The sequence below is a fragment of the Veillonella parvula genome, assembly GCF_040094895.1.
GTDB lineage: Bacteria > Bacillota > Negativicutes > Veillonellales > Veillonellaceae > Veillonella > Veillonella parvula_L.
In genome coordinates, this window is the sequence record NZ_JBBNGV010000004.1 from 80,805 (window position 1) to 107,145 (window position 26,341).

Consider the following 26,341-nt stretch of genomic DNA (forward strand, 5'->3'; position numbering starts at 1 on the left):
TCCATACTCATATAGAGTAAATGTGTTAGTCATTAGAATACTTGTTTAATACCGAAATAGGTACCTCCATTCGTAGAACTGAACGGTCTGGTCATTTGAATAACGCCATAGGTATCTTTATGCAAACGTATATCACTACGAATACGATATTTACGATGATTAAGGTCATATAGCGCGGCTGATAAGGACACAGGACCACGGAGGTTATAATCCACCCCAAGACCCAATTCACTTTCAAAAATACCACCACGCACTAACCATTTAGAACTAATAAATCGACCTGCATTCAGATCAAAAGTAGTATCATCACCCATATTAGAAAGGCCAATTTCAGCCATTCCTTTATTGTTAAAGGCACGTACTCTACCATTGACACGGAATTCATTATCCGTTGTGTTATACAACAAATCTACAGATGGTTCAATCTTGGTAGATGACTTTTTTTCAGTCATACCAACCTCTACACTATTTCCATTTACATCCGTTTGGTACGCCTTTCCGCCCATCAGTTTATTGATGCGAGCTGAAATCTGTGCCGTATTATGTAAAGTCTCCTTAATATTTTCTTGTGCTTTAGGATCTGTTACAGTTGATTCCATGGTACGAGCCATATTATCTACACGATCAGTAGTTTGTTTTAAATTAGTTAAAATAGCACGCATATCATTGCCTGCATTACCATCAGCATTAAACTGTTGTGCTGCTTGATTTAGCTGAGCCGTTACATCCGCCATATTTTGTGTAATAGCTACCGCATTATCAGCCATCACAGCTGTAGATTGCAAAGAATATTTAAGTGCACTTTGAGTTGCAGGATCACCAATAATACTATTAATAGACTGTAGCATCTTCTCAGTACCATCCATTAATTTTTGTGCACTCTGCATGGCCTTATCCACAGCATCAACGCCTTCACCTTTAACGGAGTCACCATCTTGTAAATATACTTTAGACTGTCCTGGTGAAATTTGAATAAATTTATCACCTAAAAAACCATCTGACCCCAAGGAAAAGATTGAGTCACTTGGAATCTGCGTTTTTTCATCAAGTTTCATCTTAACCACAACGCCACGCGGTGTAATTTCAATATCAGAAACAGTCCCGATGGCCACGCCGGAAAATTTAACCTGATTCCCATTTTTTAGGCCATTTACTTGAGTGAAATCACCTGTAATTGTCATTTGCGGTTTAGCCCAAATATCGATACGGCCTACAAATAGTATGCCTGCAATAAATAGAACTATACCTATTATTGTAAAAGCCCCTACCTTGGCCTCCGTCGTCCACTTCATTATATATCTCCCATCGCAGATTCGTTAATCGGCTCTGCTTCACCATGAATAAATTGTTGTACCTTCTTATTTGTAGAATTCTTAAATTCTATTGTATCAGAAATTTCTACAAAATGCCCCTGATCGAGTAAAGCTATGCGGTCAGCAACATAAAATGCTGACTGCATATCATGTGTTACCACGATAGAAGTACAACCAAGCCGATTCTGCATCCCCTTAATTAGCATACTAATCGTACCTGATGTAATAGGATCTAACCCTGATGAAGGTTCATCATAAAGAATTAAACTCGGATCTAGTGCTATAGCACGAGCTAAGCTAACCCGCTTTTTCATACCACCAGATAACTCATTAGGCATATAGGACTCATATCCCTTTAAACCAACCCAATCAAGTCTTTCTGCCACAATGCGTTTGATTTCGTCATCCTTTAACTTCGTATGTTGACGCAAACCAAAAGCTACGTTCTCACCTACCGACATAGAATCAAACAAAGCTGAATATTGGAATACCATCCCCATTTTTCTTCGTACCGTATTAAATTCATCTTCAGATAATGTAGTTATATCTGTGCCATCTACGATAATCTGCCCTGATGTAGGACGTTGTAAACCTATTAATAAGCGAAGTAATGTACTTTTACCACTACCACTGCCGCCTAATATAACTAACGTCTCCCCATCATTAATAGTGAGATTAACAGAGTCTAAAATCACACGTGACTCGTAGGCAACTACAACATTGCGTAGTTCAATCATAAATCCCTCTAAAAATATCCACTAAAATAACAATGTAGATAAAAAGTAATTTAATACAAATACTAGAATAATACTAGTTACTACAGAACTAGTAGTGGAAAAACCAACAGCTTCTGCGCCCATTTTAGTTTCCATGCCCTTATAAGCACCTACCAATGCAATGACAGCACCAAACACACTAGACTTTATAAGTCCTAAGGTGAAATCTGAAATGGTAGAAAACATTTGAATAGAATCTAAATATGTACTAGGCGCCAAACCCTTGATAACAGTGGCTACAAAGTAACCACCGGCAATACCGATAACAACACCATAAAATGCCAAAATTGGCACCATAATCATACACGCTACTACACGTGGTACCACGAGGTAACCAACAGGATCAACAGCCATAACACGTAGGGCATCAATTTGTTCTGTTACCTTCATTGTACCAATTTCAGCCGTGATAGCTGCGCCAACACGGCCGGCTAATACTACACCAACTAAGATAGGACCCAATTCACGGCCCATAGCTACAGCCATAAGGCCACCTACTGTACTTTGAGCACCATAGGTAATGAGTACATCTGTAATCTGTAAGGTCATAACGGCACCAGCAAAGAGTAGAGTTAAGCTAATAATAGGCAAGGAGTCTACCCCTAAGTGAGCCATCTGTTGAAATACATGCCACAGATTAATCATTTTTAATTGTTTTATTGTTTGCCACACTAATAATGTAGCACTACCCATCTGCGATAAGCCGTTTATGACGACTCGACCTATCGATTCTAGCCAACTCAACAGTCTATCCCTTTCCCTTACAGTTTCAACTTATTCAGCTGTATTTGTTCCACCAGCATTAGCCTCATCTTTTTTATTGGTTTCTTTCGACTCTTTTTTAGAATCCTTTTTAGACTCAGCTTTATCCGTTTTATCTTTTTTAGATTGATCTTCCAATTCTAACTTGCGTTCCATCTTAATCTGATGTTTCGCTTCTTTGACACGTTTTGCTAATTCTTTATCCCGATCAGCAGGCTTCATTACATGAATCGTAAATTGACCATCACCTTGCACAATGTACTCAGTATCAACAGCAGTCTTTTCAGGTTTCTTTTCATCATCCTTACTAGAACTCAAATCTTCTTGACCTGTTTTTTTCTTTACATCCCCTGGCATAGGTTTTAATTCCACATCTTTAAGCTTAGCCTTTTTAACAGATTGAGAGCCATCTTCATCAACTAAGCTGATACCATCTTCCAAAAATTCTACAACGATTTGATTATTTGTATCTGTCTTTTGAATTTCATCATAAAGCTCATCAAAATCTTTATGAACTTTCAAACGGCGTAAAATTTCATCTGTTAAATTATATTTCTGTTTTTCCAATACGTATGGCAATGGAATCTCGCCACCGCCACGCACCTCTAAGGTATATTTACCAATAGCTTGATCTTCAGGTACCTTAAAGAAAATTTGTTTAATAACCTTTTCACCGCGGAACGGCTCTAATGTTACATCTACTACGATAGTATCCCCAGGAGAAACTACAGTAGACGAAGCAGAAGCATCGATAAGCTTTGCTGTTTTCTTATCTTGCGTTACGTTGGTTTCAACCGAAATATCCGAAATTTCATAGTTGATGAATCGATTGTTCATAAGAACATCAATGACATTATAAAATTCATCAACTGCTTTTTCACTAATGGAATCAGAGCTGTAGAACATATTTGTCCGCGTTAATGGCTTATGTTCTTTCCCTTTTGGCGTAATAGTATAAGAAATTGTAGCCGTACCAGAGCCACTGCGATCCAATGTTTTATTCAACATATTGTATAAGGCTGTAGCTGCTAAAGTTGGTGTCATTTCACCATCTTCAATAACCTTGACGGAACTAGTTCTATCACGGCCCATATCAATATCCTTTAAATGGAATCGCAATGGAATACCTGGCGAAATCACGCCTGATACACCTGCAATACCGGCACCTCTATCTTCAGTAACAGAACCAATCTCTTTACCCATAGAGCCAAGCTTAAAGGCAGCATTATAGCTTTTTACAACGGTAAAGATACTTGCATTGTGCATAAAATAGTTAGAAGAACCATGTTTTAAGAATGGATGACCAAAGGCAACAACCTTTTCACCATCTACATGAGTAACAGTACCAATAGCGCCCAATTTAAGGTCACCATCAACTAGCAAAGCCGCTACCGAGCCACCAGCTTCTAAAGGTTTTGCAATTTCATCACCACTAGCACTTGCGGTGTCATATGTTTCATATTTATATTGTGGTAACTTCGATTTAAAGTATTCCATTGATGCCGCATCGAAGCCATACGCCATAAGTGGAGTACCTAAAGGAATCAATTGTGTATCATCCCAAGGTTTAGATAAGTTTTTCTCATATGGTATATTCCATAGTTTGACCATATCCTCAATAGGAGTAATCATACCTATCGTACCATCCGCAAACCCCCAGCCATAAGCAACAGCCCCAACAAGTTTACCATTTATATATACAGGGCTACCACTCATACCATGCGCAATGCCACCAGTTTGATCCATAACGGGTCCGGAAAACTTGGCTAAAATAAGATGACCAGATGGTCCCTTATCCTTCATGACACCCAGTACCTTTACATCAAAGGTGGAAATAGTATCCCCTACGATTACAGTTTTTGCAATACCTTCCATACCTGTTGTTACATCATTGACAGGCATAAAATCAATAGCCTGTGCAGTTGTAAGTGAAGTACAGAAGAAAAGCGCCAGTATCGCTTTTCTATACCGACGCCAAGAATGAGAAAACTTCATTCCTTCTCTCCTTTATTTACTTTCTACAGTGACAACGATTTGATCACGAGAAACGTCTGAACCCACTGTAACATTAACCGCCGTTACAGTACCAGTTACAGTAGATTTAGCAGCAGCCATAGGACCAGCCAATGTCTCTACAGTCACCAATGTTTGGCCTTCTGTTACAGAAGTACCAACAGAAACTGTAGAAGCAACTTTACCTGTTAATACACTTTGGTATGATACAGGGGCCGCCATTACAGAGCTAACACTTAAAATGCCTAATGCAGCTAAAGCTAACACTACTCTTTTCATAACGATCCCTCCTTTTACAAAATTAGTTATGTATTTATAGTATACTAAATTATTAGTAATATTTCAAACAGAATTGTATGCAACGAATCTATTTTATAATTACTATATCCTCATAACTCATAGGTGCAGAAGATTTGTGTACATAATCATCATTGATAACTATATCAATGCTACCTTGATTTGATAATTCAGCGCCATCAACAACACCTAATTTAGACAATAACTGAGCTCCTTCTTTTTGAGTCACACCTACAGATTGAAGTTCGGATTTATCAACTGTTAGCACAACTAAATCGTGTTCCTTTGTGGTTCCAATGAAGCTACGACCTTTGTTATTAGATTCATCAGCACCTACATAGCGACCGCCTTTCATCACCATAGTGCCCACTTCTAAACTAGCTCCACCGGTAGTACTAACTTGAGCAAGTTCTTCTCTATTTTGAATCGTAATAGGTGTTCCAACTTTTAATTTACGTAAAGCACTTCCAGATTCGCCATGACCAGACAATACGTATTGGTTTTCCCCAATTTTAGAATTTCCCTTTTGTTTACTAATAACCTTGCCATTAACTACAGTCACTTCATAACCATATTCATTGGTCTTTGTAGAAGGACCATAAGTTGACGTATAAAGGGTCAAGGCATTCTCTTTACGAACCGTATCAACGGAGGTGATTACAAAACTCTCATTCTTTGTTTTAGCTTGAAGTAAAGGTTTTTTCTCTTCTATAAAATATCCTCTATTAGGCGTATATCGTAACGTACCACGATTAGAAATACGCTCTAAATCAATGGCTCCATCACTCGCCACTGAGTAAGGTCGTTCAAAACTGCCCCCTTTTACCTTTGCTCCAATGATAGCTGTATGAGCTTGAGTAACAGAAGATAATGGTTTACCTTCTGGAACATGCGCCACCACCATAGGTGAATCATTATCTACGGCCAATGCAAAGGCTTGAATTTTCCCTTCAGCTACGGTGTTATTAATTTTGCTATACGTTACAGATTTATTTACATCTTTTGTAGTCTGTTGCGCATAGCCAGAAAATAAATCCACTACTATACGCGAAGGCTTTTCTAATGCAAACTCATGATGTTGTACATCCTTATTCGCTGTTAATGTTACTCGTAAGGCCCCATTAACCGGTTGTAAGCCAATGCCTTTAAGAACTCCCGTTTTTTTATCATTTTGTGATATGGGGCCAGTTAAACCATTTGTAGTACCCCCTAAGTTCAATGTAAGAGCATGTGTTTCTTCATTATAGGATTGAGTCCAAGATACAGGCATTTCAGATACATCTAAAACAATTCGGCTTGTACCTTCATGATTAGATACGCGCACCCCTGTTAAATTACCGGCCTCAGCATGAGGAACGGTACTACCCAGTAGACCTAAAACAGCAAAAGTCATATACAGATATCGTTTCATCTTTAATTCCTCTATAGCTATAAACCATAATAATGGCCTTATATCATTACATCAATTTTACGCAATATACTTTTACTATAGTATACAGCATAAAGATGAAAAATTCAAAAAATAAACGAAAAACGAGGTTACAGTCTAAAGATACTCCATACATAAAATAGAATAACTGTAGACCATAACCTCGTCAATTTAAGCTTACATCATCATGGTATATTATTGTAACTATATTATTGTAACTCATCTAATGTATCACGAAGCTGTGACATTTCATCTAAAGCCTTTGCAACACCTTTAATTACTGCATATCTTGGAGATTCTACAAGGTATGCCGCGATTCCAATAGAACGTGTAATAACACGGTCTAATCCATCGATGAGCGCGCCACCACCAGTAAGAATAATACCATGATCGTTGATAGCGGCCACAAGTTCCGGTGGAGTTTTTTCTAGAATAGACTTAACGCCTTCCAAAACATTCATCACTTGTGCTTCTAGAGCACGTTGAATCTCTAAAGAATTCACCGCGACCATCTTTGGTAATCCAGAACTTGAATCTCGTCCTCGTACCTCAATCGTGCGCTCCTTTGCACGGCGATCCACAGTCCCTACAGAAATTTTAATTTTCTCTGCTGTTAGCGGACCAATAACCAAGCGTTTCTTACGACGGATATAGCGAATAATAGATTCGTTAAAAGAATCTCCACCGATACGAAGTGATTCACTTACAACTACACCCGTATCACAAAGAACGGCAATATCCGTAGTGCCACCGCCAACATCGACAACCATCGCCCCTACGTGCTTAGCATCATTGAGACCAGTCCCCATAGCAGCAGCCAATGGTTCTTCAATAAGGACTGTCTTTTTTGCACCAGTTCTGAGTAAAGCTTCCAAAATAGCGCGTTTTTCAACTGGTGTAATGCCCGACGGAACACATACAATAATACGCGTCTTCATCAATCTAGAAGCAGGTACAACGGAGCGAATAAAGTACTTCAACATGAATTCTGTCATATCATAATCTGCAATAACGCCCGCTTGAACTGGACGGATGACGGAAATCCCTTTTGGAGTACGGCCCACCATAGAACGTGCAGCCTCACCTAAAGCAAGAATATCACCAGTTTTATCATCCCGTGCAATATACGCAGGTTCATCTAATACCAAGCCTTTACCCTTCGCAAAAATGAGGATATTTGCAGTCCCTAAATCAATTCCCAAATCGAAGTTTAAGGATCGATTTAAACGACTCATAAAATCCCCAACTTGCTCAGGTCGAACTAAACGTTTTAATGTCATGGCTGGTGTTGTTTTAGCAATCGCTACAGTCTCACGACTACGTCGTTCAGCACGGCGCATTTTTGTAACTTTAATCATGGTCTCACGCATATTGGAGGCCAAATGATTAGCTTGCTTTGCCACGCCATTTGAAAGCTTAGTAGACTTACGTTTTGTCCTTCTCAATGGTTTGCGTGTAGTACTCACTTTCGAATTTTCAACCTTTGCAGCACCTAAGTTCTGTTGCTCGTTGTATAAAGCCGGCCCTTTAGAGCGCCGGCTTCTTTTCTTTTTATTTTGTTTTGGCTGTGTACTCTTATTCGTCAACCCGAACAATATCAGCACCTAACCTTTGCAATTTACCTACAAAATCATCATAACCTCGGTCAATATGATGTAAACGACCGACTTCTGTTCTACCTTCTGCAGTCAATGCAGCACATACAAGCGCCGCTCCAGCACGCAAATCAGTAGCATTTACTATAGCCCCATGTAAGCTTGGCATACCTTCGACAATAGCTTGACGATTGTCGATGTCAATATGCGCCCCCATTTTACGAAGTTCAGCAACATGCATAAAACGATTTTCAAATACAGTTTCTGTTACTGTACTAGTGCCTTCCGCAATCGTAGTAAGAGCCATAAATTGAGCTTGCATATCTGTTGGGAATCCAGGGTATGGCAATGTTTTAATGTCCACAGCTTTAATACCTTTACCACTACTGATAACGCGAATGCCGTCGATTTCTTCCTCTACTGTTACACCAGCTTCCTTTAATTTAGCCACTACTGGTTTTAGATGTTCTGGCAATGCATTTTCTACGAATACATCACCACCTGCCATAGCAGCTGCGATTAAATATGTACCAGCTTCAATGCGGTCAGGAATAACTGTATGAATAGCACCGTGTAATTGAGGTACACCTTCAATACGAATCACATTTGTACCAGCTCCGCGAATATTAGCACCCATAGCATTTAAGAATGTAGCTAAATCAACAATTTCAGGCTCTTCTGCAGCATTTTCGATAACGGTTTTACCTTTCGCCATAGAAGCAGCCATAATTACATTCTCTGTAGCCCCCACACTTGGAAAATCCAAATAAATTTGAGTCCCTTTAAGTCCTTCCGGTGCATGAGCATATACGTAATCTTCAGTAATTTCAATTTTTGCACCTAATGCTTCAAATGCTTTTAAGTGAAGATCAATGGGGCGTGCACCGATAGCACATCCACCAGGCATTGAGATTTTAGCCTCCCCTTTACGAGCCAAAAGTGGACCCATGACAAGGAAGGATGCACGCATTTTACGTACAAGTTCATAAGGAGCTTCCGTAGCAGTCAATGTAGAAGCATCAAAAACAATTTCACCATCTGCATTATTACGAGCGATTTTAACCCCCAAAGACTCGATAACTTGGCAAATCGTGCCTACATCTTCTAAATTTGGAATTTCAAGCAATTTACTAGGCGTTGATGCTAGCAAAGTACCGGCAATAATAGGGAGTACTGCATTTTTAGCACTACTAACACGTACACGTCCTTCCAATCGATTGCCACCTTGAATGATTAACTTTTCCAACAGAATTCCTCCTACACTTTATATCGTTCATCTTGTATAAGCTACAAGACCTTGTATTTATAACGTCATATACTAAATGTTATTATACTATTTTTCGATATATCTCATCAAGAGAATGAGAGAAAATACAAAGAAAAAAAAGCCCTGAATATATCTCAAAAATTTGTGCCAAATTTTTGAGTATATTTCAGGGCTTTATTCTTATTTAGCTTTTAATGTTTTAAGTTTATGATCCATATGCACTGTATCAAGGAAACGAACCGTACCAGTTTTAGACCGCATCACAATAGTATGTGTACGCGCACCACCTGGGAAATATTGAATTGGATTTAATAAGTTACCACGTGTAATGGCAGTAGCCGCAAAAATAACATCATCAGTACGAACTAAATCATTTAATGTGAGCACTTGGTTTACATCGGCAATGCCCATTTCATGGCAACGACGAATTTCTTCTTCCGTTTCTGGTTTTAAGCGAGCTTGCATATCGCCGCCTACACATTTTAAGGCTGCAGCCGCTAATACACCTTCAGGTGCACCACCAGTACCTACAACCATGTGCACCCCAGAACCTTCGATACAACATTCCATAGCTGGATTAACATCACCATCAGAAATGAGCATAATACGAGCCCCTACTTCACGAGCCTCTTTCATCAAGCCTTGATGACGCTCACGATCAAGCATAACCAACGTGATTTCATCTACATTACGTTCCATTTTAGCCGCTACATTTTTGATATTTTCGGTCAAAGATTTCGTAATATCGATAGCACCTGCACCTCGAGGACCAACACAAAGTTTCTCCATGTACATATCCGGTGCATGTAACAAGCCACCTTTTTCTGCAATCGCCATAACTGCAATAGCACCATTTTGACCTTTAGCAATCAAGTTTGTCCCTTCAATAGGATCAACAGCGATATCTACTTCTGGTCCGCCAGCACCTACGTGTTCTCCGATATAAAGCATAGGAGCTTCATCAATTTCGCCTTCTCCGATAACCACAGTACCAGAAATGCGAACAGAATCAAACGCTTGACGCATAGCATCTACAGCAAGACCATCGGCTGCATCCTTTTGCCCACGGCCAAGCAAACGACCGCTACGCAAAGCTGCGGCTTCAACGACACGAGCAAATTCCAAAGATAATGTACGATCCATAATGGGCCTCCTTATAAGTCCTCTATGTATTGATATGACTCTTACCTAGAGTCTCTAACTTATTGATTAGCTTGTTTCCAATCTTCCATAAATTTTGCAAGTCCTGCATCAGTCAACGGATGTTTCATAGCTTGCATGAGTACTTTAAATGGAACAGTTGCAATATGAGCACCTGCTTTAGCACATTGAATAATATGCAGCGGAGTTCTCACACTTGCAGCAATAATTTCAGTTTCAATTTCATGAATAGCGAAAATATCTGTAATATCTTGAATCAATGTAAGACCATCCATGCTGATATCATCAATACGACCCACAAATGGACTCACATAACTTGCACCTGCACGAGCAGCTAATAAGGCTTGGTTTGCAGAAAAAATCAAAGTCACATTCGTTTTAATGCCTTCTTTGCTCAAAATAGCAACGGCTTTAAGACCTTCTGGAGTCATAGGAACTTTAATAACCACATTAGAGCCTAATTTCACAAGGTCATGTGCTTCCGCCACCATGCCTTCAGCATCAGAGGAAATAACCTCTGCGCTAACAGGTCCATCAACAAGGTTTACAATTTCAGAAATAACTTGTTTCAAATCGCGTTTAGCTTTCACGATAAGCGATGGGTTTGTAGTTACGCCATCAATAAAACCAAAATCATAGGCCTCTTTAATCTCATCAAATTCTGCTGTATCAATAAAGAATCTCATAAAATGCCCCCTCTTATTTAGCCGGTGAAATCACTTCAACGCCACCCATGTATGGCACGAGAACTTTTGGAATTACAACGGACCCATCGGCTTGTTGATAGTTTTCCAAGATAGCAGCTACTGTACGCCCTACTGCAAGGCCAGATCCATTTAATGTATGAACAAATTCCGGTTTACCCTTAGGTCCACGACGGAATTTAATATTAGCACGACGAGCTTGGAAATCAGTCATATTAGAGCAAGAGGAAATTTCTCTATACTTGCCTTGTGCAGGCATCCACACCTCTACATCATAGGTTTTAGCAGAACCAAAGCCCATATCACCTGTGCACAGAGTGATAACACGGAACGGTAATTCTAATAAGCGCAATACTTCTTCTGCATTATCTGTTAATGTTTCTAATTCTTTGAAAGAATCTTCTGGTTTAGCTAATTTAACCATTTCAACTTTGTTAAATTGATGTTGTCGAATAAGGCCACGAGTATCACGCCCCGCGGAACCCGCTTCAGCACGGAAACATGCGGTGAATGCAGTATAGTATTTAGGCAATTCCTCTTCGCTCAAAATTTCACCACCGTGATAATTAGTCAATGTAACCTCAGCAGTTGGAATCAAGAAATATTCCGTTCCCTCTACATGGTACATATCTTCAGCAAATTTAGGCAATTGCCCAGTGCCCGTCAAAGTTTCACGTGTTACCATATATGGAGTCATCATTTCAGTATAGCCATGTTTATCTACATGAAGATCCACCATGAAGTTGATAAGAGCGCGTTCCAAACGAGCCCCTAACCCCTTATACACAGTAAAGCGAGCTCCACTCATTTTGCCTGCACGATTGAAATCAAGGATATCGAGGCTTTCACCTAAATCCCAATGAGCCTGTACATCAAAATTAAATTGACGTGGTTCGCCCCATTTGCGTTGCTCCACATTTTCATCTTCATCGGCCCCTACAGGAACAGATGCATCACACATATTTGGCAACATCAATGCCGCATCGCGCAATTTTGTTTCCACTTCGCGAATACGGTTATCAAACTCAGCAATCTCATCGCCTACTTTTTTCATTTCTGCGATTTTTTCATCAGCATTTTCTTTGTTGCGTTTTAATTTGCTAATTTCTTCTGTTACAGAATTGCGAAGCGCTTTTAATTCTTCTACTCGACCGATCAATTGACGACGTTCATCATAAGCGGATACAAAGGTTTTCAGATCGCCTTTTGTATGACGATTATCTAAATTTTGTTGCACTAAATCAATATTTTCACGGACAAATTTTAAATCTAACATACTATAAACCTCATTTTCCAACTATGTTACGCACAATATATTCAATACGTTTAAGTATACCATATATTGGTGTATTTATCATTAAATTATGTGCTATATACTAGACTTCTCACCAATATTTTATATTATTCATCCTCTTCTTCATCTAGCAAATAATCTTTTGCCATCCATTTACGCGTGCCTGTAAAAGAAATGGTCACCCATTTTTCCGTTGGGTTACCGCCGATTTCTTGGTCAATTTCATTGCGAATAGCATCAATTTCAGCAATGGTTTGATATGGAAAACTTTTAGGAACTAAAATATCAATTTCAATGATTCGAGTATTGCCATATACTTGCACGCTCGTCACATAATCTTTAAAATTATACTTTTCCATAAATCGATCCATAATTTCTTGCACTTCATTATGCAATGAAGTTGGTGCCCATCCTAATATTTGTTTCATGGATGGCACAATGATACGAAATGCAGAGGGTATCATCTGTACCGCTAAAATAATTAATACAATAGGGTCAATATAAGTAGCCCATCTAGCATATTCAGTACTTTCTAGCATAGTAGCTACAACGAAACTAATCAAGATAGCCGCTTCTAACAAAGCATCGACATACCAGCTTACATTATCAAATTTAATTAAGTTAGACTGCAAACTTTTATTAATACGACGTACATAAAGATAGTAAGCAGTATCCGCAACAGTAAAGAATATAGCATAGAAAATAGCTGGCCCGAAGTCTACGTGACGTCCACCAGACAAAAGATCTGTAATCCCACTAGATAAGGCATAAATTACTATGAGAAGAATAAAAAAGCCCTCCACGGCGAGCACCAGAGGTTCAAATTGCCAAAAACCGAATTGGAATCGCTTACTCGTTTCTCTAGCAACTAACTTAGCTGTCATAAGCATCATAATCTTAATAACAACATCAACGAAGGAGAATACCCCATCTAACAACACTGCACTAGATCCCGTTACAATCCCCATCACAGTGCCGCTCACCGCAACTAGCGCCATCAAAGCAACAGATTGCATTAATAGCTTTTGTTCAATAGAGCGTCTTGCTCCTAATATATCCATTAAGCCCCCACTTTCTTAATTTGTACATTTTTTTATTATACACCAAGTGAATTGATGAGCAAAATCGCCCTGTTCAGTAATATAAACAGAAAAGCTATAAAACCTACTATAAATCATAATCCAAAGTTTATCTAACACCTCGGTCAGGTTCTAAAAGAAGCACCGAAAAGCAGCTAGTTTGAAGGGTATACAAACTAGCTGCTTTAAATATATCAGTATTTTTTTCTGTAAGATATAAACTTTACCCTTTTGGACTCGGAACTACGCGACCAGCTACATAGCGTTCAATAATATGACGATCATCCCCTACATATAGCCAGCGCTCTAAACGCTCTTCCAAAGAACGTTCATTTGGGTCAAATAAGGACGTATCATCGATAATAAGGGCATCTAACTCATAGCCTTTTTCAAAGCTTCCAACGTGGCCAAAAAATTGTCCACCACCCTTGGTAGCCATATAGAAGGCTTCACTCAAGGTAAGAGGTGCATAGTTTGGGTCTACTTCAGCCCATTTCATTTTCGATAGACCAATAGCTTCAGTAAGGACCTTTGCCATCGATACAATATGTCCACCAGAAATATCGGAGCCTAAACCAATTGGTATATTCCGCTCAATCAGCTTACGAATCGGTGCAATTCCGCTAGAAAGATTTACATTCGAATATGGACAATGAGATACCATGGTCTGCGTTTCAGCCATGCGATCCATTTCTACGTCACTCAAATGAATGCAATGGGCCATTACAGTTGGCACGGTACCCATCAAATGATGTTCATAGTACACATCTGTATAGTTTGACGACTCAGGATGTAATGATGCGACCCAATCAATTTCGCCGTGATTTTCCGACAAATGAGATTGAACAGGAACATCGTATTCTTTCGCTAATTTAGCAAGTCCTGTCATGAGTTCACTCGTACAAGATGGTACAAAGCGCGGTGTAATAATAGGTTTAACTAAAGGTCCAAATTGAGCTGATGTATCTAACCATACTTTAGTATCAGCTAATGATTGATTCGTTTCTTCAATCAAAAATTCCGGACTATTACGGTCCATGTTTACCTTACCCACATAAGCTGACAATCCTGCTTTTTGTAAAAGCTCCATCAACACCAATGTGCTGTCTTTATGGATTGTGCCAAACAAAATACTTCTCGTCGTACCATTGCGCCATAAATCGTGAACAAAGGCACCATATACTAGACGAGCATAGTCAGGATCAATAAATTTTGCCTCTTCAGGAAATGTATAAGTTTCAAGCCATGGTAACAGTTCCTTATCCATACCAAGTCCACGATTACAATATTGTGGTGCATGCGCATGGGTATCCACAAAACCAGGAATAATGAGATTATCACCGTAATCAACAACATCATACTCTGTATAAACTGTAGGAATACTTTCACCACAATGAACAACCACCCCATCTACAGCAATAACATAACCCTGTTGAATAGATACAAGTGCTGATGGATTCGGTGTATATAATATATTTCCTTTTAAAATAATCGTTGAATTCATATAACCTCCTCACGTGATTAGAGCCCTAAAGTACTGCGCCCATATACTACGCTAGATTTTCGTTTAAAGACTATGCTATATGATTCATAGTATATGCTATTTAAATAGCAAAGTGAATGATGAACGCCACAGTCATGATGTACATAATAGGATGAATTTCATGATGACGACCTGTTGCCAATTTAATTAATGTATAAGAAATAAAACCAAAGGATAAACCTTGAGCAATACTAAATGTTAATGGCATAAGAAGAATTGTTAAGAACGCAGGCAATGCTTCCGTGAAATCAGTAAAATCAATATGCGTTACCTCACTCATCATAAATACGCCAATAGTAATCAGTACAGGTGCAGTCGCTTGTACCGGTACCAATAAGAACAATGGTGCAAAGAATAAAGATACCAAGTATAAAAGGCCAGTTACTACTGCCGTAAGACCTGTGCGACCACCATCAGCAACGGCTGCCGCACTTTCAATATAAGAAGTAACTGTAGAGGTACCTACAACGGCACCTGCTGCGGCACCAATAGACGTACATAGCAAGGCACGATTCAAACCTTCAAATTTCCCTTCTTCATTTACTAAGTTTGCTTTTCTCGTTACACCAATCAATGTACCGATATTATCGAACATATCCACAATAGTAATGGAGAAGATAATGGAGAAAAAGCCATACCCAATAGCACTCATTACATCAAGTTGACCAAATGTGTCTACTGGAAATGGTGGTACCAAGTTAAAGATATCCGAACTAGATATAGGAACCTTAGTCAAACCTAACACCATAGCCAAAATCGTAGTGAAGGCCATACCAATTAACAATCCACCCTTAACCTGCTTAGCTAATAAAATACTTGTAATAAACAAGCCTAACAATGTTAATAGTACTGCAGGATCTTTCATGTTCCCAAGGGTTACAAATGTAGCATTATCAGAAATAATTATATGAGCATTTTTAAAGCCAATGAAGGCAACGAATAAACCAATACCTACGCCAATAGAGGTTTTCAGCACTTGTGGAATACCATCTACTATTTTATTAAGAACTTTAGTAACTGTTAAAATAACAAAAACTGTACCGGAAATAAAAACGGCACCTAATGCAGTTTGCCAACTAAGGCCCATAGCACCACAAATGGTATACGAGAAAAATGCACTTAGGCCAAGTCCAGGTGCTACGATAACCGGAACATTAGCAACAAAACCTATTAGCATTGTCGCAAAGGCAGTTGTTAAAATTACAGCCGCTACAGCACTACCATGAGGCATTCCTGATACAGATAATAGATTGGGTATTACTGCCAGAATGTATACTGATGCAATAAACATTGTAATACCCGCAAAAATCTCAGTCTTTACTGATGTTCCATGTTTGGTTAACTTGAAAAACCGATCAAGACAACCATTGGCTTGATTACCTCTTTCATAATCCATTGAACTCATCGCACTTACCTCCTAAACTTTTAGAAATATAAATTTAGTTAAATAAAAAAACGGCTACAAGAGCATCATAAATAAGCTCTTGTAGCCGTAAATCTCGGTTCACGCTAGAGAGACTTGACCCATCCCGTCAAGGTTATACAAGGTATGTAGTAGTTCTATACAGTTAATCTATATCATCACATTCAGATTCGATAAAGCAAAGATAAATAAGAAAAACTTTATATGCATGAATTTATATCATATATATTATGTAAATACCACATCTCACACTTAGTATAAAATTATTTTTATACACTGTCAATAACAATTGATGAATAATCATAAACTATTTTTTTATCCTAGAAATTATTTTCTATAGACTTTATATCGTTAATTTTGTTATATACTTATAGACTGGTACAGGAGCTCAACATATTAACCACTCCATTAATCCATCGTATAAAATTACATATAGCATTCATGTTTCAATACATATTTAAAGGCAGTATCGTAGTAACAGGTTTAAAATGATTTTTATATGATACTAACTATTTCATAAATATATAAAAAGCTCCCTACTCAAAGAATAGGGAGCCTTAATAGTGTCGATTATTATTCTGCTTCTTCAGCTTCAAAATGCTTAGGAGCTTCTGGTTTCATCAACGGGAACAATAATACATCTCGAATAGATGCAGAGTCTGTTAAGAACATAACAAGACGGTCGATACCAACACCAAGACCAGCTGTTGGAGGCAAGCCGTACTCAAGAGCAGTAACGAAATCCTCATCCATACGATGAGCTTCATCGTCACCCGCTTCACGTTCTTTCAATTGATCCAAGAAACGTTGTTTTTGGTCGATTGGATCATTTAACTCGGAGAAGCCATTTGCCAATTCACGACCATAGATGAAAGCTTCAAAACGTTCTGTAGCCAATGGATTTTCACGACTTGCTTTAGCAAGTGGAGAAATCTCTTTAGGGTGACCATATACGATAGTTGGCTGAATCAAGTTTTCTTCTACATAATCTTCAAAGCAAAGATTTAAGATTTTACCAATACCATCATTTTCTGTGTATTCTACATTTAAGCGATCAGCAATAGCACGAGCTTCTTCTATAGTTGTGACTGCATCAAAATCTTCACCAGTGTATTTTTTTACACCTTCAGCCATTGTGATACGATTCCAAGGAGGAGTCAAATTAATTTCTGTACCTTGGTATGTAATTTCTTGTGTACCAAGTACTTCTTGAGCACAGTAGGACACAAGATTTTCTGTTAAGCGAATCGCATCCTCTACATCTCCATAGGCTTGGTATGATTCGATAGTAGTAAATTCTGGATTATGACGATTATCGATACCTTCGTTACGGAAGCAACGGTTCATTTCGAACACGCGGTCCATACCACCAACGATTAAACGTTTGAGATACAATTCTGGTGCAATACGCATGTAAATATCGATATCAAGCGCATTATGGTGAGTGATAAATGGACGTGCAGCAGCTCCACCAGGGATAGCATGCATCATCGGTGTTTCCACTTCCATGAAGCCATCACGCATCATGTATTCGCGAATCTTAGCAACGATTTGAGAGCGTTTTACAAATGTATCACGCACTTCAGGATTTACAATCAAATCAACATAACGTTGACGGTAACGAAGTTCTGTATCCTTTAATCCATGCCATTTTTCTGGTAGTGGACGTAAAGACTTAGATAACAATGTTAATTTGTTAACTTTAATGGTAACTTCACCGGTATGCGTTTTAAATACGTGACCTTCTATGCCGATGATATCACCGATATCAAGCATTTTAACGTATTTATAAGCATCTTCGCCCAATACATCTTTACGGAAGTATACTTGAATATCACCTGATTTATCACGAATATTCGCAAATGCCGTTTTACCATGGGAACGGATTGTCATCAAACGACCTGCAATAACTACAGGCTGGCCATCATATTTCAAGAAGAAGTCTTCTTTAATATCTTTTGCGTAATCTTTTACGACAAAACGTTGGCCAAATGGGTAAATACCATCAGCTTCATATTCGGCTAATTTATCGCGGCGAATTTGCATTTGCTCATTCAGCTCTTCTTGTATATTTTTAATTTCTTCACTCATGTTATCGCCTCTTTGTCGGTAATTGTAAATTATTGGATTGCTAACACTTTGAATGTTACAGGACCATCTGGTGTGGAAACCTCTACTTCATCGCCCTTACGTTTACCCAAAATAGCTTTACCTACAGGAGATTCATTAGAGATACGATTGTTAAATGGATCCGCTTCAGAGGAACCAACGATAACATATTCCAATTCATCGTTGTACATAGTGTCAAGTACAGTAACTTTACTACCTACAGATACAACGTCACCTTTTACAGATTCATCGATAATCTTCGCAGTGTTAATCTTATTCTCTAACTCTACAATATGACCTTCAATAAAAGCTTGTTCATTTTTTGCATCATCATATTCAGAGTTTTCACTTATATCGCCATATTCAATAGCAGTTTTAATACGTTCAGATACTTCAATACGACGTACAGATTTATAGTACGCTAATTCTTCTTCTAACTTCTTTAAACCTTCGGCGGTGAGTAATGTTTCTTTTACGTCTGCCATGGGTACCCCACTCTTTCTACATATAAATAATAAGAAAAAGTGTCATAATAAGATGACACCTTATCTCTTGTTTCTAAATTATCTCAATCATTATATAAAAATACTATTTATTTGTCAATCTGACTCCCCTTCAGACAGTATTTTGCGATATGATTCTAGCTCATTGTGAAAGCTCGTTACAGTATGAATTGTATTCACTCGATTGCGCCAATATGCAGATTCCGGAAGTCCCTTCATATACCAGCCCGCATGAGTGCGTATCTCCTTAACGGCCATACTTTCACCCTTGTATTGGCATAACAAGTCAAAATGCTTTAATAACATATCTAGACGCTCTATATCGGTCGGTGCAGGTAACACTTCACCAGTAGCTAGATAGTGGTGAATGCGATCAAATATCCAAGGGTTCCCTTGTGCCCCACGCCCTATCATTACAGCGTCACAGCCTGTTTCATCAAGCATTTGCTTAGCATCTTCAGGCTCCACAATATCACCATTGCCAAGTACAGGTACAGATACCGCTTCTTTCACAGCTTTAATATAAGACCAGTCCGCATGTCCACTATACATTTGCTCCTTTGTACGCCCATGTACGGCAATAGCAGCCACACCTGTAGACTCAATGCGTTTTGCAAAATCCACGACATTAATAGAGTCACTATCCCAACCGATACGCATTTTTACAGTAACAGGTACATCAACAGCCTCAACAGCAGCTTCTGCAACACGCGCCGCTAGATCAGGATTTTTCATAAGTGCCGAACCATCGCCAGAGGTAACTACCTTTTTTACAGGACAGCCCATGTTTATATCTACAATATCGGCACCCGCATCGGCCACAACCTTAGCCCCCAAAGCGATTGCTTCTGGATTAGAGCCAAAAATTTGCATGGATACAGGACGTTCTGCATCTTCAATGCGCAATAATTCATGAGTACGTTCATTCTTATATTTAATGCCCATAGCACTGACCATTTCGGTACATACCAAGGCTGCACCATGTTCTTTAGCCAGTAGTCGATACGCAATATCGCTAACCCCTGCCATAGGCGCTAATATGGCTTGACCATCAATTTTGACAGCCCCAATTTGCCACTGTTTATTATTCATATAATTCTATATCCCCTAATAAAAAAGGTACAGCATAAGCTGTACCCGAATGTACACTACTTCGTTACATATACGTAACTATATTATAGTAGCATTATTTATTTCTTTCGTAAATAAGGCGTAAGCCTTCTAATGTAAGCATAGGTTCTACATGGTCAATACAGTCTGTAGCACTGCTAATAAGTTGTGCCAAACCACCTGTAGCCACTACAGTTACATGATTTCCCATTTCTGCTTTCATACGAGACACGAGTCCTTCTACTTGCCCTACATAACCGTAGAACATACCAGATTGCATAGAAGACACCGTATTTCGGCAAATGACTTGCCCCGGATCTCTCACATCGATACGAGGCAATTTGGCTGCCCGTTGAAATAGAGCTTCTGCAGAAATGGTTACCCCTGGACTAATAACCCCGCCCATATAATCACCATTACCTTGTACCGCACAATAGGTAGTAGCCGTACCAAAATCGATGATAATTAAATCGCCCTTATAAAGCTCATGTGCTGCTACGGCATTTACAATACGGTCAGCCCCTACTTCACGAGGATTATCATACTTAATAGCGATGCCAGTTTTAGTGCCTGGTCCTACAATAAGAGGATTTACATTAAAGTAGCGCAAACACACGCGCTCTAATGTAGGCATTAATGGTGGTACAACCGAGGAGATAATGATAGCATTAATATCTTTTACATCAACCTTACGGTCGTGAAAGAATAAGTTCATCATCAGCATGCCATATTCATCGGTGGTACGAACCCGATCTGTGGAAATACGCCAGTGACCCACAAGTTCTGTCTTGTCGTATACACCGAGAACAATATTGGTGTTTCCCACATCAATTACTAATAACATTAATGCCTCCTATTTACGCGGACGAATTGATACGTCCCCTGCCACAATACGTTTAATTGTCCCATCTGGGATTCTTACTAATAAATTACCATCTTCATCAATATCTGTAGCTGCCCCTTCATAGGTATTGCCAGGAGCACGCACTTCAATTTCTTCACCGAGAGTAACAGATAATTGACGCCATTCATTAAGGGTTTCGTCAAAGCCACTATCGAGCACTTCATAATATTGATGTTCTAATTCTTCTAATATAAGTCTAAATGCTTCTGTGCGCTCAATATCAATATCTTCCATCGCAAGGGATGTAGCAATTAATTTTAACTCTTCTGGTAATTCTTCTTGTTTTGTTTTTACGTTGACCCCAATGCCCATTACAATATGAGAAATTTCTTCCATAGAACCAGACATTTCAGTCAAAATACCTACTAGCTTACGACCATTCACAAGAATATCATTAGGCCACTTTATCCCCGCATCAGTGAGTCCCATCTTATGAAAGGCCTTTGTTAAAGCCACTGCAGCCATCAAAGTACACTTTGGAGCCTCTACAGGTGGAAAATCAGGGCGTAAAATCAAACTAAACCACAAGCCCTTGCCAAATGGAGAATACCAACCACGAGATAAGCGCCCACGACCAGCAGCCTGTTCCTCAGTAACCACAACCGTGCCTTCTTCTGCACCTTGTTGAGCTAAACGACGAGCTTCTAAGTTCGTAGACTCCGTAGTATCCATATAAACATATCGTTTACCAAATACATCTGTTTTTAAGATTTGTTTCATTGCCAAGGGGCTCAACAAATCAGGTTCTTCCAATAATCGATACCCTCTCTTGGTATAAGATTCAATTTTGTAGCCTTTTTGACGTAACGCCTTGATATGTTTCCAAATAGCTGTGCGCGAAACATGGCAGGCTTCGGACATATCTTGTCCCGATACGAAACTACCTTGGTTTTGTCTCAAGAATTCTAGCACTTCATCACGCATAGTTTAGAGCCCCTTTCTTTGTCAACCTAGGTTTACAATTCGATTGTACAAGTGTACCTTGTAAAATGCAAGGATTATTTAAAATAATTAATGGTATAATGTATATAGTATAAAGGTATACATAAAAAAATAGATAACAATAATGCTATCTATTATCCTTCGGAGAGATATATGAAACAGTTTACATTAGAAGAGAAAAATCAAGTTTTAGAGAACCCTTTTATCCATATTCATCGAAAACTGGATGTACTACTCAATATAGGGAAGTTACTAATGGAATGTGGGGCAAATACAAATCGAATCATTGAGGAAATGCTAAAAGCTGCAACATTTATGGGAATTCCTCATGATTACTTAAATATCCATATTTCATATACCACTATTATGGTCAATCTATTACACAAAGAACGATCCATAACGGTCTTCAGAAAAACACCGGTTCATATTCCGAATATGGCTATGATCAATGCCGTATCAAAGCTCACATGGCGCGCATTTGAGCGACATTACTCACTAACGACCTATGAACGACTAATTGCCAAACTGGATACAACTATACCAACGTATCCAAACTGGATAAAAGGACTAGCTTGTGCACTAGGATCAGCAGGTCTTGCATACCTCTACAGTGGCGATATCATCGCATTCATTGTTACCATCATATGTTCTAGTATTGGTTATTTTACGCGCACCCTATCAGGCAGATTAGGTCTTAATGAATATGTAGGAATCGCATTAGGCGGATTTGGTGCCATGATATCGGCTTACGCTTTTTATAGTCATGTAAATAATGAATCCTTACTATATGTACTCGTTTGCTGTACCTTGTTCATGATTCCTGGGGTACCATTGATCAATTGTGTCATCGATATCATTAATAATCATATTTTATCGGGCATGACACGCGCTATAAGAACACTACTCATCGTGGGTAGCATGACTTTAGGTATGGCTATGGCACTCTACTTTAGCCCTGCACCAGCATTTAATTTTGTTGATATTAAACCTCATGTTATTTCCATAGAGCAAGTTATCGGTTCTTTTACAGCTGCGGCCGCTTTTGCGGTACTTTTTAATGCTCCTGTCAGACTATTAGTATCCATTGGTATTGGTGGCGTACTATGTGTATGTATTCGCAATATACTATCCGTAGAATTAGGATTTTCTACACCAGGTGCTACCTTTATTGGTGCTGCCATTATGAGTATTATTTTTGTAAAAGTTTCTACTTGGTTAAAAACATCTAGCACTATCATTATCGTACCGTCTGCCATCGCATTAATGCCCGGTATATTGTACTACCGATTTCTCTTCGACATGTTACACATCAATGCATTAAATGATGCTAGTCTAATCCTTATGATACAAAATGGTGTAACTGGCACATTTACAACTATAGCTATAGCAATCGGTGTAGCTATACCAAATGTTTTGGCACAAAAATATTTGCAAAAACTAAAAGAACAACGCATGACAGAACTTCTTGCCACACGTCATATAAACGATGGACAGTAAAAAAGAGCTAGCCTTTTTAGAAGGCTAGCTCTTTTTCATTTGGACAAAATCCATTATTTAATTTCATTAGATGATGCTTCACTAAGATCTGCTACAGTACTAGTTGTTTCTTTAGCATCAACACTATCTGGTACTACGCTACCTTCTACTTCAGAAGCTACTTTAGGCTCCTCAGCTTCAGGTTCTTTTGTTGTACCATATTTGTAAAGATTATCTACCGCTTTCGCATCGATTGTTTCCTCTTCTAACAAAGCATTTGCCATGTCATGTAAGAATTTTTCATTATCGCTAAGAAGTTTTGTTACATCTTTATAAGCTTCTTCTACGATACGATGAATTTCAGAGTCGATTTTCGCAGCGATTTCTTCACTATAGTTGCGCTCATGGCCCAGGTTTTTTCCTAAGAAGATTTGTTCTTGTTGTTCACCAAACACGATAGAACCAAGCTCATCGCTCATCCCCCAACGCGTTACCATAGCGCGAGCAGTATTAGTTACGCTTTGCAAGTCACCTGAAGCGCCTGTACTGATTTCATCTAAAATCAAGGCTTCTGCAATTCGACCACCAAGAGCGACTCGAATATCTGCTAATAATTGAGATTTTGTTTTGTAGTTTTGTTCCTCAGTAGGAAGCATCATAGTGTATCCACCAGCTGCACCACGAGGAATAATTGTTACTTTATGAACAGGATCTGCATGAGGCAATAGATGTGCCACGATAGCATGACCAGATTCATGGTATGCTGTCAATTTACGATCCTTATCGCTCACAATATGACTGCGGCGTTCAGGTCCCATACTAACTTTTTCACTGGCTTCTTCAACTTCAGCCATAGTAATTACTTTTTTGTTAAGACGAGCCGCCAAAAGAGCTGCTTCATTTAACAAATTGCTCAAGTCTGCACCAGTAAAGCCTGGTGTTTTCTTCGCAATTATTTTCAAGTCTACATCGTCAGCCAAAGGCTTATTACGAGCATGAACTTTCAAAATTGCTTCACGGCCGCGTAGATCTGGACGACCTACAATAACTTGACGGTCAAAACGACCTGGACGCAAGAGTGCAGGATCTAGAATATCTGGGCGGTTTGTTGCAGCGATAGTAATAATACCTTCGTTGGCACCAAAGCCATCCATTTCAACGAGCAATTGGTTCAATGTTTGTTCACGTTCATCGTGACCACCACCAAGGCCGGCACCACGTTGGCGACCAACCGCATCAATTTCGTCTATAAAGATGATACATGGGGCGTTCTTTTTCGCTTGTGTGAAAAGATCACGCACACGAGAAGCACCAACACCAACGAACATCTCTACAAAGTCAGAACCAGAAATCGTAAAGAATGGTACCCCTGCTTCACCAGCAACAGCTTTAGCAAGTAATGTTTTGCCTGTACCTGGAGGTCCTGCCAATAATACACCTTTCGGAATTTTAGCACCGATAGTTGTAAATTTGCCTGGATCCTTTAAGAATTCTACTACTTCTTCTAATTCTTGTTTTGCTTCTTCAGCACCAGCTACATCTTTGAAGCTAACCTTTACATTGCCTTCACCCATCAATTTAGCACGGCTTTTACCAAAGTTCATCACTCGGCCACCGCCACCTTGCGTTTGTTGCATGATGAAGAAGAATAATACTACCAAAATGATAATCGGAATAGCAGAACCTAACAAGCTCATCCACCAAGCTGGTTGCTCAGGTGGAGCTGCAGTAATTTCTACACCATTATCTTGTAAAGTTTTGATTAACGTTTCATCAGTTGGCGCATAAGAATTGAATTCTGTTCCATTTTTTAGTTTACCTTTAATACCATGATCATTGGTAATCGTTACGGACTCAACCTTTTTCTGTTGTACTTGTTGAATAAATCCTGTATAACTGAGTTCAGATTTATTCGCACTTTGACCAGAGAAAGCGTCAATGGCGATAACGAAAGCGGCAATGATAAGTAAATAAAGGACGATATTTTTTGTAAATCGACCCAAAATATTACCCCTTTCAATAATAGTTTAGTGGCATAAACGAATTGAGTACATCTCGTTGAGAGATGCACTCATATATTATATCATATTTTTAATCTTGATACATTTCTTCCTTTAAAATACCTATATAAGGTAAGTGACGATATTTTTCTGCATAGTCTAAACCATAGCCGATAACAAAGTAGTCAGGGATGACAAAACCTACATAGTCTACTTCTACATCCATTTTACGGCGTTCAGGCTTATTCAACAACGCTGCAAGGCGTACACTTTTAGCTCCACGAGCATGTAAATTTTCTAGCAAGTAATGTAATGTTGTACCCGTATCTACAATATCTTCTACAACGAGTACATGCTTTCCTTCTACAGAGCGATCCAAATCTTTTAAAATTCGAACTACCCCTGTACTAGTTGTACCACTGCCATAGCTAGAGCAAGAAATAAAATCGAAGCTTACATCCACATTCTCATCGATAGAGCGAGCTAAATCTGTAAAGAAAACGATAGCACCTTTCAATACACCTACGAGAACTACGGATTCCCCTTTATAGTCAGCACTGATTTGACGACCTAATTCAGCCACACGAGCCTTTAATTGTTCCTCTGTATATAAAATATCTTTTGCATCTTGATGCATCTAT

Annotated in this window: 22 protein-coding genes; 1 reads left to right on the forward strand and 21 read right to left on the reverse strand. The window is 38.9% G+C overall.

The genetic code is table 11. From position 1 onward, the window contains the following. Nucleotides 1-32 precede the first annotated feature (32 nt). From AAAT26_RS08180 to AAAT26_RS08270, 19 genes are all read right to left on the reverse strand, one after another. The gene (locus AAAT26_RS08180; RefSeq protein ID WP_024061015.1) at nucleotides 33-1,292 is read right to left on the reverse strand and encodes an MlaD family protein; all 1,260 of its coding nucleotides are present in this window, start codon (nucleotides 1,290-1,292) and stop codon (nucleotides 33-35) included. Further along, nucleotides 1,292-2,050, reverse strand: a complete 759-nt coding sequence (locus AAAT26_RS08185) for an ABC transporter ATP-binding protein (RefSeq protein ID WP_004695454.1) — start codon at nucleotides 2,048-2,050, stop codon at nucleotides 1,292-1,294. Before AAAT26_RS08185 ends, AAAT26_RS08180 begins: the two co-directional genes overlap by 1 nt. Before the next feature lie 21 nt (nucleotides 2,051-2,071). Then, complete coding sequence (locus AAAT26_RS08190; protein WP_004695453.1) at nucleotides 2,072-2,833, reverse strand: MlaE family ABC transporter permease; 762 nt, start codon at nucleotides 2,831-2,833, stop codon at nucleotides 2,072-2,074. 30 nt (nucleotides 2,834-2,863) lie between these two features. After that, a complete protein-coding gene (locus tag AAAT26_RS08195; RefSeq protein ID WP_278472516.1) occupies nucleotides 2,864-4,846 on the reverse strand; it encodes a SpoIVB peptidase S55 domain-containing protein in 1,983 nt (660 codons plus the stop codon). 12 nt (nucleotides 4,847-4,858) lie between these two features. Next, nucleotides 4,859-5,143, reverse strand: coding sequence for a biotin/lipoyl-containing protein (locus AAAT26_RS08200; RefSeq protein WP_004695449.1), 285 nt, complete (start codon nucleotides 5,141-5,143; stop codon nucleotides 4,859-4,861). Nucleotides 5,144-5,231: 88 nt separating this feature from the next. Continuing rightward, nucleotides 5,232-6,572: a phosphodiester glycosidase family protein gene (locus AAAT26_RS08205; protein ID WP_278472518.1), complete on the reverse strand. Its 1,341-nt coding sequence runs from the start codon at nucleotides 6,570-6,572 to the stop codon at nucleotides 5,232-5,234. 227 nt (nucleotides 6,573-6,799) lie between these two features. Further along, the gene (locus tag AAAT26_RS08210; protein ID WP_012864056.1) at nucleotides 6,800-8,185 is read right to left on the reverse strand and encodes a rod shape-determining protein; all 1,386 of its coding nucleotides are present in this window, start codon (nucleotides 8,183-8,185) and stop codon (nucleotides 6,800-6,802) included. Further along, on the reverse strand, nucleotides 8,166-9,431 hold the full coding sequence (gene murA, locus AAAT26_RS08215) for a UDP-N-acetylglucosamine 1-carboxyvinyltransferase (protein WP_278472520.1): 1,266 nt from the start codon (nucleotides 9,429-9,431) through the stop codon (nucleotides 8,166-8,168). Before murA ends, AAAT26_RS08210 begins: the two co-directional genes overlap by 20 nt. Before the next feature lie 201 nt (nucleotides 9,432-9,632). After that, nucleotides 9,633-10,595: a class II fructose-bisphosphatase gene (gene glpX / locus AAAT26_RS08220; protein WP_004695442.1), complete on the reverse strand. Its 963-nt coding sequence runs from the start codon at nucleotides 10,593-10,595 to the stop codon at nucleotides 9,633-9,635. Between the two features lie 59 nt (nucleotides 10,596-10,654). Beyond that, the gene (gene fsa, locus AAAT26_RS08225; protein WP_058948504.1) at nucleotides 10,655-11,299 is read right to left on the reverse strand and encodes a fructose-6-phosphate aldolase; all 645 of its coding nucleotides are present in this window, start codon (nucleotides 11,297-11,299) and stop codon (nucleotides 10,655-10,657) included. A gap of 13 nt (nucleotides 11,300-11,312) precedes the next feature. Beyond that, entirely contained in the window at nucleotides 11,313-12,593 is a 1,281-nt protein-coding gene (gene serS / locus AAAT26_RS08230; RefSeq protein ID WP_004695438.1) for a serine--tRNA ligase, read from the reverse strand. Nucleotides 12,594-12,718: 125 nt separating this feature from the next. Further along, complete coding sequence (locus tag AAAT26_RS08235) at nucleotides 12,719-13,672, reverse strand: cation diffusion facilitator family transporter (protein WP_004695437.1); 954 nt, start codon at nucleotides 13,670-13,672, stop codon at nucleotides 12,719-12,721. 241 nt (nucleotides 13,673-13,913) lie between these two features. Continuing rightward, nucleotides 13,914-15,194: a guanine deaminase gene (gene guaD, locus AAAT26_RS08240; RefSeq protein ID WP_118091606.1), complete on the reverse strand. Its 1,281-nt coding sequence runs from the start codon at nucleotides 15,192-15,194 to the stop codon at nucleotides 13,914-13,916. A 100-nt stretch (nucleotides 15,195-15,294) separates the two neighbouring features. Beyond that, nucleotides 15,295-16,638, reverse strand: coding sequence for an NCS2 family permease (locus tag AAAT26_RS08245; protein ID WP_004695433.1), 1,344 nt, complete (start codon nucleotides 16,636-16,638; stop codon nucleotides 15,295-15,297). A 591-nt stretch (nucleotides 16,639-17,229) separates the two neighbouring features. Beyond that, a complete protein-coding gene (gene lysS / locus AAAT26_RS08250; protein ID WP_123138499.1) occupies nucleotides 17,230-18,747 on the reverse strand; it encodes a lysine--tRNA ligase in 1,518 nt (505 codons plus the stop codon). 29 nt (nucleotides 18,748-18,776) lie between these two features. Beyond that, on the reverse strand, nucleotides 18,777-19,250 hold the full coding sequence (gene greA / locus AAAT26_RS08255; RefSeq protein WP_004695428.1) for a transcription elongation factor GreA: 474 nt from the start codon (nucleotides 19,248-19,250) through the stop codon (nucleotides 18,777-18,779). A gap of 114 nt (nucleotides 19,251-19,364) precedes the next feature. Continuing rightward, nucleotides 19,365-20,360 carry a tRNA dihydrouridine synthase DusB gene (dusB, locus tag AAAT26_RS08260; RefSeq protein ID WP_123138498.1) on the reverse strand — a complete coding sequence of 332 codons (996 nt, stop codon included), beginning with the start codon at nucleotides 20,358-20,360 and terminating at the stop codon, nucleotides 19,365-19,367. 94 nt (nucleotides 20,361-20,454) lie between these two features. Then, nucleotides 20,455-21,222, reverse strand: coding sequence for a type III pantothenate kinase (locus AAAT26_RS08265; protein ID WP_123138497.1), 768 nt, complete (start codon nucleotides 21,220-21,222; stop codon nucleotides 20,455-20,457). 9 nt (nucleotides 21,223-21,231) lie between these two features. Then, nucleotides 21,232-22,206: a biotin--[acetyl-CoA-carboxylase] ligase gene (locus tag AAAT26_RS08270; RefSeq protein WP_123138496.1), complete on the reverse strand. Its 975-nt coding sequence runs from the start codon at nucleotides 22,204-22,206 to the stop codon at nucleotides 21,232-21,234. Nucleotides 22,207-22,377: 171 nt separating this feature from the next. On the opposite strand from AAAT26_RS08270, the gene AAAT26_RS08275 reads away from it, so the two are divergent. Next, nucleotides 22,378-23,721, forward strand: a complete 1,344-nt coding sequence (locus AAAT26_RS08275; protein WP_004695419.1) for a threonine/serine exporter family protein — start codon at nucleotides 22,378-22,380, stop codon at nucleotides 23,719-23,721. 53 nt (nucleotides 23,722-23,774) lie between these two features. Here AAAT26_RS08275 and ftsH read toward each other — a convergent pair whose 3' ends face one another. Further along, on the reverse strand, nucleotides 23,775-25,703 hold the full coding sequence (gene ftsH, locus AAAT26_RS08280) for an ATP-dependent zinc metalloprotease FtsH (protein ID WP_349209087.1): 1,929 nt from the start codon (nucleotides 25,701-25,703) through the stop codon (nucleotides 23,775-23,777). A gap of 88 nt (nucleotides 25,704-25,791) precedes the next feature. Beyond that, nucleotides 25,792-26,337: a hypoxanthine phosphoribosyltransferase gene (gene hpt / locus AAAT26_RS08285; protein ID WP_004698467.1), complete on the reverse strand. Its 546-nt coding sequence runs from the start codon at nucleotides 26,335-26,337 to the stop codon at nucleotides 25,792-25,794. Nucleotides 26,338-26,341: the final 4 nt, after the last annotated feature.

Bases quoted from the DNA above. Each gene is read 5' to 3' on its own strand.
- AAAT26_RS08185 (WP_004695454.1), bottom strand. From the start codon at position 2,050: ATGATTGAACTACGCAATGTTGTAGTTGCCTACGAGTCACGTGTGATT.
- AAAT26_RS08275 (WP_004695419.1), top strand. From the start codon at position 22,378: ATGAAACAGTTTACATTAGAAGAGAAAAATCAAGTTTTAGAGAACCCT.
- hpt (WP_004698467.1), bottom strand. From the start codon at position 26,337: ATGCATCAAGATGCAAAAGATATTTTATATACAGAGGAACAATTAAAG.
- lysS (WP_123138499.1), bottom strand. From the start codon at position 18,747: ATGAGTGAAGAAATTAAAAATATACAAGAAGAGCTGAATGAGCAAATG.
- AAAT26_RS08195 (WP_278472516.1), bottom strand. From the start codon at position 4,846: ATGAAGTTTTCTCATTCTTGGCGTCGGTATAGAAAAGCGATACTGGCG.
- dusB (WP_123138498.1), bottom strand. From the start codon at position 20,360: ATGAATAATAAACAGTGGCAAATTGGGGCTGTCAAAATTGATGGTCAA.
- greA (WP_004695428.1), bottom strand. From the start codon at position 19,250: ATGGCAGACGTAAAAGAAACATTACTCACCGCCGAAGGTTTAAAGAAG.
- AAAT26_RS08200 (WP_004695449.1), bottom strand. From the start codon at position 5,143: ATGAAAAGAGTAGTGTTAGCTTTAGCTGCATTAGGCATTTTAAGTGTT.
- AAAT26_RS08245 (WP_004695433.1), bottom strand. From the start codon at position 16,638: ATGAGTTCAATGGATTATGAAAGAGGTAATCAAGCCAATGGTTGTCTT.
- glpX (WP_004695442.1), bottom strand. From the start codon at position 10,595: ATGGATCGTACATTATCTTTGGAATTTGCTCGTGTCGTTGAAGCCGCA.
- serS (WP_004695438.1), bottom strand. From the start codon at position 12,593: ATGTTAGATTTAAAATTTGTCCGTGAAAATATTGATTTAGTGCAACAA.
- AAAT26_RS08265 (WP_123138497.1), bottom strand. From the start codon at position 21,222: ATGTTATTAGTAATTGATGTGGGAAACACCAATATTGTTCTCGGTGTA.
- AAAT26_RS08180 (WP_024061015.1), bottom strand. From the start codon at position 1,292: ATGAAGTGGACGACGGAGGCCAAGGTAGGGGCTTTTACAATAATAGGT.
- guaD (WP_118091606.1), bottom strand. From the start codon at position 15,194: ATGAATTCAACGATTATTTTAAAAGGAAATATATTATATACACCGAAT.
- AAAT26_RS08235 (WP_004695437.1), bottom strand. From the start codon at position 13,672: ATGGATATATTAGGAGCAAGACGCTCTATTGAACAAAAGCTATTAATG.
- AAAT26_RS08270 (WP_123138496.1), bottom strand. From the start codon at position 22,206: ATGCGTGATGAAGTGCTAGAATTCTTGAGACAAAACCAAGGTAGTTTC.
- AAAT26_RS08205 (WP_278472518.1), bottom strand. From the start codon at position 6,572: ATGAAACGATATCTGTATATGACTTTTGCTGTTTTAGGTCTACTGGGT.
- fsa (WP_058948504.1), bottom strand. From the start codon at position 11,299: ATGAGATTCTTTATTGATACAGCAGAATTTGATGAGATTAAAGAGGCC.